Here is a 15,162-nt window from a genome sequence, read left to right on the forward strand (position 1 = left end):
AGCAGCTTCAACGTCAGTTTTTAGATTTCTGTTGTATATAGTTGCGCCATCCATGAAATTGGGAAATGTCTTCTTGTTGCTGAGTCAAATAGTTTTCTCCTAATATCCCTAAAACTTGCCCGCCCTTTTCTAAGACTACTTTACCCAAAGTTAGTCCCGTTGCCTCTAAATTAAGCACTTCAATTAAACTAGCCTTGGGTAAGGACCAAATTTCAATGTTGAACCATGTTCCACCAGTACGCACTCTCTGCATCGAAGGATATTCGCCTTTGATTGCCCACATCCGGTAAATGGCTTCTGTTTTAGCCTCCCTGACAAATGTTGCATTGTTTTGTATTAAGTTTTTATCTAACGCCAGGCCACGCATCAATGGTCTATTTACTGCGATTTCTGTATATGTACTCATTTCGATTGTCTAAATCAAATATTTGATATTAGTGCTACTGACCGGTTTTATTACTACTCATACTCTCCGCATAAGCTCGCCAGCCATGCCACTTGGATATATCTTTCTGGTTTTGGACAATATAGTTTTCACCCAGTATGCCTAATACTTGTGTTCCATCCGCTAAAGCAACTTTACCTAAAACTAACCCTTTGGCCTCCTCCTCTAATAGATTGACCAAGTTGGCTTGCGGAATCGACCAGATCTCCAGTGTAATCCATGTGCCGCCGTTGAGAACTCTTTCCATTGCGGGGTATTTGTCTCCAATTGACCACATGCGATAGATCGACGCCGTTTTAGCCTCTCGTACAAAAGTGGCATGGTTTTTAAGCATATGTTTTTCGAGGGCGAATCCACGCATTAGCGTGCCATTAACTGCGACGTCAATAGATTCAGCATTCGCTAGTGACACCAATACCATTAAACTAGCAGCAATATATCTGAGTATCCTGAGCATTTATTTATCTCGAGTTGGCACCTTATGAATTTAGCTTAGATATGGAGGCAAGAAGAAACTAAATTATGCTTGTGCCTCCCTTATTATTTTAGAATGCTACCAGAGATATATTTTGTCGTTTATCAATAAAAACCAGTGGAAACATATTATGAACCTGACAGATTTGTTATTACCTACATATATACAACTATTGGAAGCCCTTTCTAGTTGGTTGGAAAAGGCAAAAACAGAATTTCCAGAAGATGAGTCTGAAGCCCTCCTTAAAGCGAGGCTTGCCCCAGATATGTTTCCTTTATCATCCCAAGTGCGGTTTAGTTGTTTACAGGCGCAAGAGGCAATATTTCGATTGAAGCGGTGTGCGCTTCCAGATTTTCTGGAGCAATTGGCTCGTGAAGGGCAGAGAGCTGATGAAAACCCCGGGTCCATTTCCGAAGCTCAAGAGCGAATTCGAGAGGCACTGGTATTTTTAAGAAGCGTTACGCCAGAAGCAGTGATGGTAGCAGTGGATGAGCCTGTGACGATTAAGCTCCCGAATGGGATGACTTTCGATATGACTAATGAGCAATATGCCAGGGACTGGGCGCTACCTCAATTTTATTTCCATATCAACACGGCCTATGCAATCTTGAGAGCCCAAGGTGTTTCCTTAGGTAAAGCCGACTATGTACAGCACGCTTTTGCTTATCTCAGGCCAGAGATGATTTCAGATTGCTAATGGTTAACAACGCTAAGTTTTTCAAGTTCATAGCTGATGGGGAGGGGGACTTTGCTTTTCTCCATCTGACTTTTGTGTATTAACTCCATAAGTGTTAATTTCGAGAGAAAAAGAGATTACTAGATAAAAAGTCAAACTTCTTTGTTGGTACGTTCTTCTATAGAATCCGCTCCCTTTCCGATTCTTCATGCGTACGATAACAGGAAGTTTATTTATGACCATCTCCCGCCGAACCTTTGTCCAGGCCATGGGTGTTGCACTTTTGACCCCCTTTACGGTCCGTTCTCTCGCGGACACTGATAGTGAAACCTATGCACGTTTTGTACTGGGTGGCACCACATTTGCTGATCAAATTGATAACGACGGAATTGTTTTTGATTTATCAGTAGCCTCGGGAGATCCCAGTCAAACTGGAGTGGTCCTTTGGACGCATATTAACCCTGATTCTTATATCGCGGGTCAGTCTTTGTATGTAGATGTCGCACTGGATGAGGAATTTACCCAGCCAATTCTAAGTGCTGAGATTAATGCTAGTGATATCACTGCAGACCGTGATTACACCGTTAACATCGACCTGGAAGGCTACTTATCTTCTGACCAACGTTACTATTACCGCTTCAAATACGGGGCTGTCAGTAGCCGCGTTGGGCGTTGTCACACACTGCCTACCGGTAGCCTAGAGAATCTAAAGATGGCTGTGGTTACCTGTCAGGATTACACCACCGGTTATTACAACGCCTACAACCATATCGCGGACGAAGATGTACATTGCGTACTGCATTTGGGTGACTTTATCTATGAATATGCCCAGTACGAGGGCTTTGAAAGCTCGATAGTGCATTCACTCTCGCTGCCTTCTGGCGGCTCTGTTGCGATGGATCTTGAGGACTATCGTCATATTTACAGAGAGTATCGCAAGGACAAGAACCTGCAGCGAGCGATGGAAATGCACTCATTTATCATCACCTGGGATGATCATGAAACTGCAGACAATGCTTACTGGGATTACGAGCGGGATACTCTGGGTGTGCCATCTCATCCCTACCAGACCGGCGATAACAACCCTGACCAGCTGCGCCAGTTGCGTCGCGATGCTCAGCAGGCCTGGATTGAATATGTCCCTGCACGGGTAAAAGTCGATGAATCCGCAAGCCACGCTTTTGACTACTTACAGATTTATCGTTCTTTCCAGTTCGGTGACTTGGTTGATCTGTATATGACGGATAGCCGCACCTATAGAACCAAGGAGCCGTGCAAGGATGGTACAGCTTGGGAAAACTACTGGTGCACAGATTATGAAGAAGATACCCAAACCATGCTGGGTAAGACTCAGAGGGATTGGCTGATTGATGGAGTTGTTAACTCCAGTGCCCGCTGGAAAGTGTGGGGGAACCAGACTTTGCTGGCACAATTGGCTGGTACTATCCTGGGGCGTTCGCTTGTGTACGCCAATTACGATGCCTGGGATGGTTACCAGTGGGAGCGGGAAAAAATCCTGTCATCTGTTAAGGACAGCAATGTCGATAACTTTGTAGTGCTGACAGGGGACCTCCACTCCAGTATCGCTTCATACCTGAAAGTTGATTTCAGCAAAATTAGCAATTGGGACTACGACAACCTGGTCGGCGTTGAGCTGATGACCCCTTCCATATCTTCTCCCAATATGAACGATACGATTGAGAAAGGTATTGATGTTGGCAGTGTGTTTACATCACTGCTAAATGGCGGGGTTCAGGTCAATAACCCACATATCAAAGATTTTGTTAGTAATATCTATGGATATGCAGTGATCGAATTCAATGTCAATGAATTAAACTGGACCGTATACAACATCGATAAGAAGAGTGATAACCCGGATACCGAAAAAGCGGTATATAAGAAGTTTAATTATGAGCCTGTTGGCATGTGGTTAACCGAAAAGTAGCTGGTTCTCAGTCAATATGAAGTTGTGGGGCGCTTGCCCCCAACTTCACAAGATTCCACTGTTTCGATTCCTTCTTCATCATATTTAGCTTGTACGAGTAAGAAAGTCCTTCCCCGGTAGCAAAACTAATAAGCCAATGAACACGCATTTGATATATGCCTGCGGGTCATCTATACCCGACGATGGGCACAATGCTGTATCTGGCGTTGGGGTGCTCTTGATAGATCAGACATCAAGTCAAAGGATATTACTTTGCTGCAAGAATCTTACCCTTACTACCTGGCCAATGAAGCAGTGCATGCCAACACCGATCTGGAAGTTACTGACAAGTATTCAGGGAAAGTAGCTACCCGGGTTGCAATGGCTGATGCCAAGGTTATTGACAGTGCCATCGACTGGGCGCTTTTGGCAGAAAAACCGATGGCTAATTTGCCGTCTTACAACCGCCAGGAAGTTTTACAGCATTGTGTTGTACGTTTTCGTGAAAGGTTTGAAGAGCTGGCCGAAGCGCTGTGTATTGAAGCTGGTAAGCCGATTCATGATTCGCGGGGCGAGGTGCTGCGTCTAATCGATACATTTCATGTGGCCGCTGAAGAGGCAGTGCGTATCAATGGTGAGATTATCAATCTTGAGATATCCAAGCGCTCACGGGGCTATCGCGGATATATCAGGCGAGTGCCAGTAGGCGCATGCTCATTTATATCGCCGTTCAATTTCCCTCTGAATCTTGCTGCTCACAAGGTGGCACCTGCCATCGCTGCTGGATGCCCCTTCGTACTAAAACCCGCTAGCCGTACGCCCATAGGGGCATTGATCATCGCCGAAGTTCTGGCCGAAACACAGCTGCCGAAAGGTGCCTTTTCTGTATTACCCTGCCATAGAGAGGGAGCAGAGCTGTTTACTGTGGATGATCGATTCAAACTACTCAGCTTTACTGGCTCACCGGCGGTGGGCTGGGACCTAAAGGCCAGAGCCGGGCGAAAGAAAGTGGTTTTGGAGTTGGGAGGTAATGCAGCCTGCGTTATCGATCGGGATACAGATCTTGATGATGCTGTGGAGAGGCTGATTTTCGGTGCTTTCTATCAGTCGGGCCAAAGCTGTATCGGCGTCCAGAGGATCTATGGGCATTGCAGTCTATATGAAGACCTGAAGCGACGACTGGTTGAGCGTACTAAAAAGCTTAAGAAAGGCGATCCTCGATCAGAAGATACATTTATTGGCCCAATGATTTCTGAGGGAGAGGCTACCCGCTTGCATACCTGGGTGGAAGAGGGGATTCAAGCCGGGGGAACCCTGCTTTGTGGAGGTACACGAGATGGCGCCATGCTTGATCCAACGCTATTGGAAAACGTGCCCCATGACTGCTCCATTGTACAACAGGAGGCATTTGGCCCAGTTGCAATTCTGGAGCCTTTCGATAGCTTTGATGATGTTTTAGACAAGGTGAATGACAGTGCCTTTGGTCTGCAGGCTGGCATATTCACTCGTGACCTTTACAAAGCCCAGCAAGCCTGGGATACCTTGGAAGTGGGTGGTGTAGTTATTGGTGATGTACCCAGCTGGCGGGTAGATAATATGCCCTATGGTGGTGTTAAGGATTCGGGTCTTGGTCGGGAGGGGGTACGTTGGGCTATTGCGGATATGACCGAGGAGAGGTTGATGGTGGTGCGAACTCCAGGGTAGGGATTTAGAGCTTTCCTTTTTAATCGAGTCATTTAACTGCAGAGTGGAATGAAAAACTAAATCTTATTTCTGGTATATACCGATTGTGATATTGTAGATCGATCAATTTAATTTAATGCAGTAATTGGTACGCTATACATGTTTCCTTTCCTCTTTTGCCTCCCTGTTTATTATTTCTCAATTTGCTAAGTTTCTTAGAAGTCTTCATGGTGATGGAGTCTATTGGTTCCGAAAATAATTAAAGTTGTACAAGGTTTTTATTCATGGAAGATCAGCTTAAGAAGAAAGCTAAGATAACACCAAGATCCCTACTGTTTTTCACTTTTTATCAAGTTGTATTTATCAGTTTTTTATATCCTTGGGTGCTTTCGCCAATATTTGATAATGTCAGAATGTTAAATTGGTATCCAATGGATGCTCAACTGCTTGACGTTGGTATGGAAAATTACAAGAGTGAAGATGGTACACAGAAACAGGTTGTAGCTAGCTATGAGTACTCTATAAATGGAAAGACCTATTGGAATAATCGGGTCGATATACACTCAAAGCCAAACGATACCGAGCACGATAGCTATCATACAACTATGTATAGATTGCTCCAGAGACATATAAAGCAGGGGAGCATGTTTAGCGGCTGGTATAACCCAAGAGATCCATATGATTCAGTGCTAGACAAAAACATACGGTGGTCGGAGATAATTATTCCAGGATTGGTATGTTTTGGGTTTATTTTCATGGGGTTGGTCGTTTATCTGGCCTATATTTTTCGAGAGCAGGAAAAGAGCCCCGATGTGGTCAGAAGAACACCATGGTTAGCAAAAAGTAAGTGGAAACCTGAAGGGATACAGTCAGAAACCAAAAAAGATATACGAGGGCAGCTTTTGGGAGGCACGCTAGCAGCTTTATTGGGTGTGATTTTTGGCTATGTGGGGATGATGCTTATTTTAAATAGAGCTTATAGTGGCCTGTTCTTTATAGTAATTGGGACGGTTGGTTTCTATGTGATGTTCAAGTCAGTTAGTAGTTGGCTTAGATTCAAGTCGATTGGAGATGTCTTCGTTACTATTACACCTTTCCCTGGCCAGATAGGTGGAAAAGTATCTGGATATATTCAATTTCCTCCACTGCTAGCAATAAGAGATAAATCTATACGTATATTGCTAAAGCAATCCAAAATTGTTACAAAGCGTACGGCTAATAGCAATAATAAAAGGGAGTTTGTAAACTGGGAAGCAGTTACTTTCGGCAAGCTGAAGGTTACTAAATTAGGAACTCGCATATATTTTAGTTTCAATGCTCCTGATGACTTGCCTGAATCCAATACAGATGTCTACTGTGGAGATGGGGAATATTGGTTCTTAAATGTTAGTGGAGAGATACCTGGGGATCACTTTGAAAGACGGTATGAGCTCCCAGTGTTTAAAGGAAGCCTTTCAAAGAAAGCTAAAACTACCGTAAAAGAGCAAGACAGAAATTTCGGAAGTGATAGAGTTAATCGCCTGCTAAGTCCGCCTCCTAAGAAAGGTCATGCAAGTAATGCTGGCAAAACGCTAATTACCGTGCCTGTGGGTGAGCCAGTTAAGGATTTTTCTGGAGAACTGTCAAGGAGAGTTGAAATGGAAATATGTGGAGCTACGACAATAATAAGGCAAAGGCCAGTTCTTTATGATTTTTGTTTGTGGATGATGGGGGCGTCTCTCCTTATTGTATTCATTGCCAGTGTGATTTCCATTATAAAAGCTGAGTTTTATCTTTTTGCATTTGGGGTTGCATTCTTGATCTTTGCTTTGGCGATTCCGACAATATTTTCGATGAGGGAGGTACACATCACGCGAGACTATTTGATTCGAAAAAATATTCGCTTTGGCATTCTCCGAGATATTGAGCAGGTACGGCGTGGCTCAGTTAATGAGTTAGCGACTAAAAGTACTGGATACACAATTTGTGTAGGAGGCCAGGATCGAAAATACTACAACCTATTTGCCAGCAGTGAGTGTGGACGGGATATTTTGATCGCAGATTTTATTCCTGGTTTTGGAGTAGTTGAACAATTACGAAAAAGAGTGAGCCTAATAATTGGGCGGCGAGTACGCCAAGCGAAAAAGAGCCCTAGTAGCCTAGATTCGGTAGAGAAAGGTTAGCAGGCGGTAATATGAGTAAGTTTAATAGGTTCTATTTTTCTTTCAATCCTTACTTATTTAGCATTGCAGGAATATTTTTTAGCTTTGCTTTTGCGGCATTTCTCTATGAGGTTGTTGGTCCTGTCCGAGATTTTTTAAAGATGCATAGTTGGAAGTCAATGTCAGCAGAGATACTCGAAGTTGAATTGGCAGAGAGTTGGGGAGATGGAGGTTCAGTAAGTTATCGAACTTTCTCAGCATATGAATTTATAGTAGATGATAAGGCTTACTGGAACAATCGAGTGGGTAACAATGATCGTTTTGAGAGCCTTGGGCAATACCAGATACATATTTACCATAGATTGAACAATGCCAAAGAGAGAGGTCTTCTAGTTGAGGGGTGGTATAACCCCAAAAATCCATCTGAGGCCGTGATGGATCGAAACTTGAGATGGATGCAAGTACTACCCTTGATCTTCTTTTGCTTGCCCGTAATGATTTTCGCACTCATGGTTATGGTTGCTTCAGTAACGCGAAAAAGAGATGCCGATATCGACCTGGAATCAAGTGATTTCCTTTTTAAAGAAGAATGGAGGAAGAGCGGGATCTTATCGATAGAGCATAGAAGTCAATGGTTTATGTGGCTATTGATCATGCTCCTGAGCGCTCCGGTTATTACTTGCATATATGTTGCCATTGATAAGCTAACTAGAGGGGTATACGATCTTGAAATAATAATGGCGTTGTTTTTTTCAATATCTCTATTGATTGCGCTTTATCGCCCTCTTAAGGGTAATATACAGCAACTTCGATATGGGAGAGTGCCTTTGGTGCTAGTTCCATTTCCCGGTATCCTGGGACGTACTCTTTCTGGATACTTGCAGTTTCCGAGCGAAATTGATGCTAACAAACACAACTTTCAGTTTTCACTTCAACAAGTAAACACATATGAGAGTGGTTTGGGTGAAAACACTAATCTTCAGAATTCTGTCAACTGGGAAGCTGGGGGGATAGGTCATCTAGAGTTGGTCGATAATTGTTCAAGAGTCTATTTTGCAATTCAAATCGCAGGTGATTTACCCCAGTCAATAATTGAGGGGTATATTGGAGATTGGTGGCGGCTTAAGGTCAAGGGCGGCATGTCAGGAGCTTGGTTTAATCGAACCTACGAAGTTCCAATTTTCAGTGAGGGCTATGAAGTTCAAGAGGCTGATGTGTTTAGTTCTGAGGTATTGGTTAAAGTCCCACTTGGGCGAGAGAAGTTGGACTACTCTGAAGATCTGAAAAAACTTGTATCGATCGAAAGGTTAGATACCGGTTACCAGATCCGTCAGAAAATTCTCACCACGGTACCCACCGTAATTCAGTTCGTTGGTGGGCTGATCGTGTCTGCTGTTGGATTGGTATTAGTATTTACCCACGTACCATTTATTTTCGCTGCTATCTTTGCGATAGCTGGGTTACTTCCTATTAATTCTGCATTAAAAAGGACGGCCAGATTCTATCAAACATATATAGGAGAAAGTAAGATTACTTGCCTTTTCTCTTGGATGTGGGCGAAGCACGAACAAAAGGTATTCGAGAAGTCAAAGATAGTTGGCGTCTATATGAAAAAATATACTGGTTATGAAGGTAGGGACGACAGGAAAAAGGAGTACTTTGATTTTTACCTTGTTGTTGATAACGGGAATAAAGTGAAAATAATATCAGACTTGCTGGGAGAGCAGGTGGCTAATCTGCTGCTTAAACGAATTGAGGATTTAACTAATCTAAAGTCAATCAGTGAACTTGAGCTCCTCTCTCTTGAGCATAAAAGAAAACTTGAGGTCTGAACTCATCTCTCTGCGGGTATCCCGCTTTCTATATGCCTCTCCCATGCAATTTGGAGAGGCAGTATTTTGAATGCCGATCTTACAAATATAATTAAGAAGGTTTAATTTAGGTATTTGCCATGAAACCGAAGATGTTCCTCAATAAAGCTGGCGATAAAGTAATAGCTGTGGTCATAACCGGAATGGCGGCGAAGTTGGAGCGGGTAGTTGCTTGCTTTGGCAGCTTCTTCGAGCGTCTCGGGTTTCAGCTGTTCAACAAGAAAGCTATCGGCTTCCCCTTGATCCACCAACATCGGCACAGGCTTGTCGGCATTTTTGAGCAGTTCGCTGCTATCGTAGTCTCGCCAACTATCCCGATCTTTGCCCAAATAGGTTTCAAAGGCTTTTTGTCCCCACGGACACTGAGAAGGATTGCTGATGGGGCTGAAGGCTGATGCGGAAACATAACTTGCCGGATTGCGTAGGGCGATCATCAGTGCACCATGGCCCCCCATTGAATGTCCTGCAATGGCGCGCTGTGTTGTCACAGGGAAGGTGGTCTCGATAAGTGCCGGCAGTTCCACCATATAATCATACATGTGGTAGTGGCGACTCCAGGGCGCTTGGGTGGCGTTGATATAAAATCCAGCACCTTGCCCCAGATCATAGGCTTCATCATCGGCAACAGATTCTCCACGGGGACTGGTGTCGGGAGCAACGATGGCTATCCCCAGTTCGGAGGCAATCCGCTGGGCTCCTGCCTTTTGCATAAAATTCTCATCGGTACAGGTCAGACCTGACAGCCAGTAGAGCACCGGAACCTTGTGCATTTGTGAAGCTTGCGGTGGCAAATAAATAGCAAAACGCATTTTGCAGTTAAGTGACTGTGAGTCGTGAAGGTATTGCTTGTGCCAGCCGCCAAAACTCCGGTTGGCACTGATATTTTCAATAGACATGATGGATAGCCCTAATTGGACCACCTCCAAGAGATGGCCCAATTGATTATTGCTGGTTATTGATCGAAGTGAATGACGGTGCGGATACTTTCGCCTTTATGTAACAGATCGAAAGATTTGTTGATGTCATCCAGGCTCATGGTGTGGGTGATAAAGTCGTTGAGCTGGAATTCGCCATTCAGGTAGCGCTCTACGTAGTCTGGTAATTCGGAGCGTCCTTTAACGCCGCCGAATGCGGACCCGCGCCAGACTCGGCCTGTTACCAGCTGGAATGGGCGGGTGGAGATCTCCTGGCCGGCACCAGCTACACCGATAATGACCGATTCACCCCAGCCCTTGTGGCAGCACTCCAGAGCGGAGCGCATCACATTGACGTTGCCGATGCATTCAAAGGAATAATCAACACCGCCCTCGGTGAGTTCGACAATGACTTCTTGAATTGGCTTATCGTAGTTGTTGGGGTTGATGCAGTCCGTCGCCCCCAGTTTGCGGGCTAATTCAAACTTGCTTTCATTGATATCGATAGCAATGATTCGCGAGGCCTTTGCCATGGTAGCGCCGATAATCGCCGAAAGGCCGATACCCCCAAGGCCAAAGATCGCAACGGTATCGCCTTCTTGAACCTTGGCGGTGTTCATCACAGCGCCCATACCAGTAGTGACACCACAACCCAGCAGGCAGACTTCCTCTAACGGCGCAGCCGGATTTACTTTTGCCAGTGAAATCTCTGGCAGTACGGTGTACTCCGAAAATGTCGAGCAGCCCATATAGTGGTAGATGGGTTTGCCATCTTTATAGAAGCGTGTGGTGCCATCGGGCATCAGGCCTTGCCCCTGAGTTTCACGGATCTTTTGGCAGAGGTTCGTCTTGCCGGACTTGCAGAATTTACACTCGCCACATTCCGGGGTGTACAGGGGGATAACATGATCACCCGCTTTGACACTGGTAACCCCTTCACCGACCTGCACGACAATACCGCCACCTTCATGGCCCAAAATACAGGGGAATTTGCCTTCCGGGTCGTCGCCAGACAAGGTGAAAGCATCGGTGTGACACACTCCCGATGCAATGACCTTGATCAATACTTCACCAGCCTTTGGCAGCATGACATCCACTTCTTCGACCGATAACGGTTGGCCAGGCCCCCAAGCGATGGCGGCCTTCGACTTGATAAATTGTTCAGACATAAGATTACTCGCTGTTAAATCATGTCATTCAGGGCCTGGAGTTGGTTGGCCCCGCTGTGACGACTGGGGAGCCATTATATTGATTGCAGAATTGATTATAATTGGGTGTTTTTGAAACTTACTTTTACATATTTGCAATAATGAAAGACTGGGAAGGTATTACAGAGTTTGTTTATGTCGCTGAAAGCGAGAGCTTTACCCTCGCAGCGCAGAGGCTGGCTATTTCCACCGCTAAAGTCAGCCGCCAGGTCAGTGCTTTGGAGAGCCGCTTGAATGTCAAACTGCTATATCGAACCACGCGCAAGGTGTCACTGACACAAGAAGGTACGCTGTTTTACCAGCATTGCCGGGGGGTGCTCGATGGGCTGGAGGCGGCGGAACGAGCAGTAACTCAATTACAGAGCCACCCACAGGGCAAAATCAAACTGACGGCACCGGTCACTTATGCTGAAAAGAAGGTTGCACCACTGATCAATGATTTTGTGACTCAAAACCCCAAAATTGAGGTCAATGCCTATTTCACCAATCGCCAGGTTGACCTTATAGATGAGGGTTACGATATCGCCATACGCCTGGGTAAGTTGCAGGACTCAACCTTGATGGCAAGAAAGTTGGCGGACCGGCGAATTCATCTGTGCGCCTCACCGGATTATCTTGAAGAGCACGGGACCCCGCACTCGTTGTCGGAATTGAACAGGCACAACTGCCTGCTGGGCACACTGGATTACTGGCGATTCAATACCAGGGAAGGAGAAAAAAACCTTAGGGTCAAAGGTAGCCTTCGTTACAACAACGGCGGGGCGCTTTTAGATGCTGCGCTTAAAGGCCTGGGGGTTGTGCAGTTGCCCGATTACTACGTCGAGCAATATATCGCTGAAGGAAAATTAATCACCCTCTTAAGTGATCTCGAAGATAGGGATGAAGGGGTATACGCAGTTTACCCCGGCAATCGATATATCGCGCCGAAAGTCAGGCTGCTGATTGATTATCTAGCCGAGTATCTCACTTGAGAAAAGGGAGGAGGCAGATTAAGGGTTTAGTGTAGCAAAGGTTTCACAGTAGTTTATTGCTAACAGAGGTAGTTTTTTCAAGCTGTTGGCTTATCCACTTACTGCAGAATTCTGCAACCCGCTTCCATTTTGGCTCCAGCATTAAATAGTGGCCATAACCTTCCGCCCGGTAGAAGGTGGTATTTTTACCTTGCCGCTCCGCAATTAACTGTGATGTGGAAGGTGGAATTGCCAGGTCATCGGTTCCCGAAACCATTAAAGTGGGGGAATTGATTTTTTGATAGTCAATTCTGGTTGTTTTATTGCTGTCAAAAATCCAGAAGAACAATTCAAATAGGACTTGCCCAGATTCAGGACCTAATCGATGGAAGACCTTATGCTGGTCGTCTGGATTAAGTTTATTCAACCCGAATTTCGCCATTGTCGCGAAATCCGGTAACAGGACATCATTCCAAAATTCACCCGCAGCCATAAACAACTTGCCCAGCGCACGCTCTTCTTCTGTGGTGGGCAGTATTCCCCAGTTTACGCTTCCGTTAAGCAGCACGACTGCCCTTGCCAAATCCATAGTTGCCAATTTTTGTGCAATAACACCGCCCAGGGAGTGGCCGACTAGAACAGGCTGTTCATCTAAAGATTGTACAAATGCCCTGATGTCATCAACGTAGTCGGCAATACTCAGTCCTTTAAGGTGTTGCTGATTTTGTTCTGACTTTAGATCTTGATGGTAGCGGTAGCTTGGGCTGTGACAATAGAATCCTTCCTCTTCAAAATGCTGGTGGAAGTTCTCCATTGTCCAGGGGCCGGCATTGGTTCCGTGGATAAAAACGATAGGGGTATCCAAAGCCAGCTCCCGGTTTTTCAAGGCTTCCTTAGACTTTAGATGCGAGGATATCCGCAGTCATAATTTGTGGTTCTGATGCGAGCAGTTCATCCGCTTTGCCAAGCAATGCTGCAGCGATCTTGCCGTTAAGATGTGCAGTTAAGCCGTCTTCATCGCTAAACGTGTCGAAAATAGCAAATCGCGTAGCGTTGATTTGTACGGCATACCAGCTCAGGGTTCCTTGCTCTTCCACAGCGAGTGGTTGGGCTGAGGTGAGCAGCGCCTTTACCTCATCAGCCTTATCCGCTTTGGCGTCGATCAGTGCTACGATGGCCAGTTTAGCTTCAGTCATTGTTTTCTCTCACGTTGTTTGGTGATGAGTATCTTAGGAGAAGCTTAGACTTGACTATCAGTGTCCAAAAAGACAATGATCAGACAAAATTCGCCACTTTGAGGATTTATGGCCCAGATAGTCATTTTGTCTATGCCTGGAGTTTTGCCGTCGGCTCTGGCTGGCGTTCAGGATATGTTTGCCCTGGGTGGCCTCCGCTTATCTGAAAGCCAACACTCCCTGGACCCTGCCTATCAACAGTCCTGGTCCCCCGAAATCCTGGTCGCCAGTTCTGATGGCGCCGACATTATAGACGGGCAGGGCAGGTACTTTGCTGTAAGCCATGGGGTATCACAAATATCCAGTTGCGATGCCGTGATAGTCCCCGGATTTATGCCCAACCAGTTTGGTGTGCCCCCTGAAAAGTTACTGGACCAATCGACTTGCGAATGGTTGCGAACCCAATATAGGCGCGGGGCAATTATCGCGGGTTCTTGTAGTGGCGTTTTGGCGCTGGGTGAAGCGGGTCTGTTAAATGGACGACAATGCACAACCACCTGGTGGTTACACAATGAGTTGAAATCCCGCTTTAGCAATGCCTGCCCTCTATGGGCCAGTGGACTATTAGTAGATGAAAATATAGTGACAGCGGGTGGCCCTTTATCTTGGGTAGATGTGACTCTACAAGTGATCAAGATGCTAGCTGGCGATGAAGTCGCTACCAAAGTTGCTGATCTCGCCGTTGTGGACTCCCACCCGCGTTCGCAAACTTTGCATGTACCAAAAGGCTACCAGGTATCAAAAGATCAGTTTCTGGTGGATGCTGAAAATGTGGTTCGTCAATATTTTGGTCAACAGTTAGGCAGCCAGTTGCTTGCAAAAGAACTGTCGATATCCGAGCGAACATTACACCGGCGGCTAAAACAGTTAACAGCGCAAGCACCCAAACAATTTATCGATAGCGTCCGTATGGAGTACGCTCGCAGCCTTTTACTAAACCCAGCCAATAAAATTGCCAGTGTTGCGCAAGAATTAGGCTATTCCGATGATGCAGTATTCCGACGTGTATTTAAGTCGCATGTGGGGGTGAGTCCCAGTCAATTTAGGCAGAAAAATCAGAAGAGTTAATTTGTTTGGCAGGCTACCGTCAGGGCTGGGGTCAAGCTAAACGGTAAAGCTGATAGTTGAGATAAAGAGTATTCTGAAGGTAGATATTATTGACCTCTTCTCCCAAAGATTGGCTTAGATCTTTCCTGGCAGAAAACCAGTAGCATCAATATTTATAGAGGCTCGTTTGTAGTGGTTGTCTTGGCGTGAGTGAGAATTCTGGTAGGAGATCAACAAATTACTTTTAAGATATTAGAAGCTATATCAAGGCTGAAGCTAGGGGTGAATAGAAGTTTAACCGGCTTCGATATTCTGGGTGGTGCCAAGTAATTGTTTTTTTTGTTTTATATAATTTTATGCAACCAAAAGATTTATTTCGCTGGGTGGGTTGTGCCTGTAGTTGTACCAAGTGAAAAATGTGAAGTGCTTCTAATTTGAAGTGGTGATTTGAATATTTTTAATTTTTGTCATTATTGACAGGTTGCTGATTTAAATCAAGGTTATGTCATTATTTGCACATTCTTCGACATTTTTTTTGGTATGCTAACGATAGTTGCATCAACCAGTATTTTGAAAATACGTTGGTTGTAGTT

13 protein-coding genes are annotated in these 15,162 nt (G+C 45.2%); 7 read left to right on the top strand and 6 right to left on the bottom strand.

Annotation, left to right across the window (positions count from 1 at the left end; genetic code table 11):
• Nucleotides 1-13: 13 nt before the first annotated feature.
• A complete protein-coding gene (locus ACJJIR_RS09730) occupies nucleotides 14-406 on the bottom strand; it encodes an allophanate hydrolase-related protein (RefSeq protein ID WP_444908187.1) in 393 nt (130 codons plus the stop codon).
• A 34-nt stretch (nucleotides 407-440) separates the two neighbouring features.
• Nucleotides 441-902 carry an allophanate hydrolase-related protein gene (locus ACJJIR_RS09735; RefSeq protein ID WP_444908188.1) on the bottom strand — a complete coding sequence of 154 codons (462 nt, stop codon included), beginning with the start codon at nucleotides 900-902 and terminating at the stop codon, nucleotides 441-443.
• 148 nt (nucleotides 903-1,050) lie between these two features.
• On the opposite strand from ACJJIR_RS09735, the gene ACJJIR_RS09740 reads away from it, so the two are divergent.
• The 5 genes from ACJJIR_RS09740 to ACJJIR_RS09760 all read left to right on the top strand — a co-directional run bounded on the left by ACJJIR_RS09740 (nucleotide 1,051) and on the right by ACJJIR_RS09760 (nucleotide 9,176).
• Complete coding sequence (locus tag ACJJIR_RS09740; protein WP_444908189.1) at nucleotides 1,051-1,617, top strand: DUF1993 domain-containing protein; 567 nt, start codon at nucleotides 1,051-1,053, stop codon at nucleotides 1,615-1,617.
• A 214-nt stretch (nucleotides 1,618-1,831) separates the two neighbouring features.
• Nucleotides 1,832-3,541 (top strand): alkaline phosphatase D family protein, encoded by a 1,710-nt coding sequence (locus ACJJIR_RS09745; protein ID WP_444908190.1) that lies wholly within the window; start codon nucleotides 1,832-1,834, stop codon nucleotides 3,539-3,541.
• Between the two features lie 252 nt (nucleotides 3,542-3,793).
• Entirely contained in the window at nucleotides 3,794-5,224 is a 1,431-nt protein-coding gene (locus ACJJIR_RS09750; RefSeq protein WP_444908191.1) for an aldehyde dehydrogenase family protein, read from the top strand.
• A gap of 263 nt (nucleotides 5,225-5,487) precedes the next feature.
• On the top strand, nucleotides 5,488-7,365 hold the full coding sequence (locus ACJJIR_RS09755; RefSeq protein ID WP_444908192.1) for a DUF3592 domain-containing protein: 1,878 nt from the start codon (nucleotides 5,488-5,490) through the stop codon (nucleotides 7,363-7,365).
• A gap of 11 nt (nucleotides 7,366-7,376) precedes the next feature.
• On the top strand, nucleotides 7,377-9,176 hold the full coding sequence (locus tag ACJJIR_RS09760) for a DUF3592 domain-containing protein (protein WP_444908193.1): 1,800 nt from the start codon (nucleotides 7,377-7,379) through the stop codon (nucleotides 9,174-9,176).
• Between the two features lie 101 nt (nucleotides 9,177-9,277).
• Here ACJJIR_RS09760 and fghA read toward each other — a convergent pair whose 3' ends face one another.
• Together fghA and ACJJIR_RS09770 are read right to left on the bottom strand one after the other, a co-directional pair.
• The gene (gene fghA / locus ACJJIR_RS09765; RefSeq protein ID WP_444908194.1) at nucleotides 9,278-10,111 is read right to left on the bottom strand and encodes an S-formylglutathione hydrolase; all 834 of its coding nucleotides are present in this window, start codon (nucleotides 10,109-10,111) and stop codon (nucleotides 9,278-9,280) included.
• A 56-nt stretch (nucleotides 10,112-10,167) separates the two neighbouring features.
• Nucleotides 10,168-11,298 carry an S-(hydroxymethyl)glutathione dehydrogenase/class III alcohol dehydrogenase gene (locus ACJJIR_RS09770; protein WP_444908195.1) on the bottom strand — a complete coding sequence of 377 codons (1,131 nt, stop codon included), beginning with the start codon at nucleotides 11,296-11,298 and terminating at the stop codon, nucleotides 10,168-10,170.
• 140 nt (nucleotides 11,299-11,438) lie between these two features.
• Here ACJJIR_RS09770 and ACJJIR_RS09775 point away from each other — a divergent pair, with 140 nt between their 5' ends.
• On the top strand, nucleotides 11,439-12,308 hold the full coding sequence (locus tag ACJJIR_RS09775; RefSeq protein ID WP_444908196.1) for a LysR family transcriptional regulator: 870 nt from the start codon (nucleotides 11,439-11,441) through the stop codon (nucleotides 12,306-12,308).
• Between the two features lie 43 nt (nucleotides 12,309-12,351).
• Here ACJJIR_RS09775 and ACJJIR_RS09780 read toward each other — a convergent pair whose 3' ends face one another.
• Both ACJJIR_RS09780 and ACJJIR_RS09785 read right to left on the bottom strand, forming a co-directional pair.
• On the bottom strand, nucleotides 12,352-13,101 hold the full coding sequence (locus ACJJIR_RS09780) for an alpha/beta hydrolase (protein WP_444908197.1): 750 nt from the start codon (nucleotides 13,099-13,101) through the stop codon (nucleotides 12,352-12,354).
• A 79-nt stretch (nucleotides 13,102-13,180) separates the two neighbouring features.
• A complete protein-coding gene (locus tag ACJJIR_RS09785; RefSeq protein ID WP_444908198.1) occupies nucleotides 13,181-13,483 on the bottom strand; it encodes a putative quinol monooxygenase in 303 nt (100 codons plus the stop codon).
• A gap of 108 nt (nucleotides 13,484-13,591) precedes the next feature.
• Here ACJJIR_RS09785 and ACJJIR_RS09790 point away from each other — a divergent pair, with 108 nt between their 5' ends.
• Nucleotides 13,592-14,590, top strand: a complete 999-nt coding sequence (locus ACJJIR_RS09790) for a GlxA family transcriptional regulator (protein WP_444908199.1) — start codon at nucleotides 13,592-13,594, stop codon at nucleotides 14,588-14,590.
• The last annotated feature ends 572 nt before the right edge of the window (nucleotides 14,591-15,162 follow it).

It is taken from the genome of Microbulbifer maximicatervae (SeqCode) (genome assembly GCF_052467385.1).

Bases quoted from the DNA above. Each gene is read 5' to 3' on its own strand.
- ACJJIR_RS09735 (WP_444908188.1), bottom strand. From the start codon at position 902: ATGCTCAGGATACTCAGATATATTGCTGCTAGTTTAATGGTATTGGTG.
- fghA (WP_444908194.1), bottom strand. From the start codon at position 10,111: ATGTCTATTGAAAATATCAGTGCCAACCGGAGTTTTGGCGGCTGGCAC.
- ACJJIR_RS09740 (WP_444908189.1), top strand. From the start codon at position 1,051: ATGAACCTGACAGATTTGTTATTACCTACATATATACAACTATTGGAA.
- ACJJIR_RS09760 (WP_444908193.1), top strand. From the start codon at position 7,377: ATGAGTAAGTTTAATAGGTTCTATTTTTCTTTCAATCCTTACTTATTT.
- ACJJIR_RS09790 (WP_444908199.1), top strand. From the start codon at position 13,592: ATGGCCCAGATAGTCATTTTGTCTATGCCTGGAGTTTTGCCGTCGGCT.
- ACJJIR_RS09770 (WP_444908195.1), bottom strand. From the start codon at position 11,298: ATGTCTGAACAATTTATCAAGTCGAAGGCCGCCATCGCTTGGGGGCCT.
- ACJJIR_RS09780 (WP_444908197.1), bottom strand. From the start codon at position 13,101: ATGGAGAACTTCCACCAGCATTTTGAAGAGGAAGGATTCTATTGTCAC.
- ACJJIR_RS09785 (WP_444908198.1), bottom strand. From the start codon at position 13,483: ATGACTGAAGCTAAACTGGCCATCGTAGCACTGATCGACGCCAAAGCG.
- ACJJIR_RS09730 (WP_444908187.1), bottom strand. From the start codon at position 406: ATGAGTACATATACAGAAATCGCAGTAAATAGACCATTGATGCGTGGC.
- ACJJIR_RS09745 (WP_444908190.1), top strand. From the start codon at position 1,832: ATGACCATCTCCCGCCGAACCTTTGTCCAGGCCATGGGTGTTGCACTT.
- ACJJIR_RS09775 (WP_444908196.1), top strand. From the start codon at position 11,439: ATGAAAGACTGGGAAGGTATTACAGAGTTTGTTTATGTCGCTGAAAGC.
- ACJJIR_RS09755 (WP_444908192.1), top strand. From the start codon at position 5,488: ATGGAAGATCAGCTTAAGAAGAAAGCTAAGATAACACCAAGATCCCTA.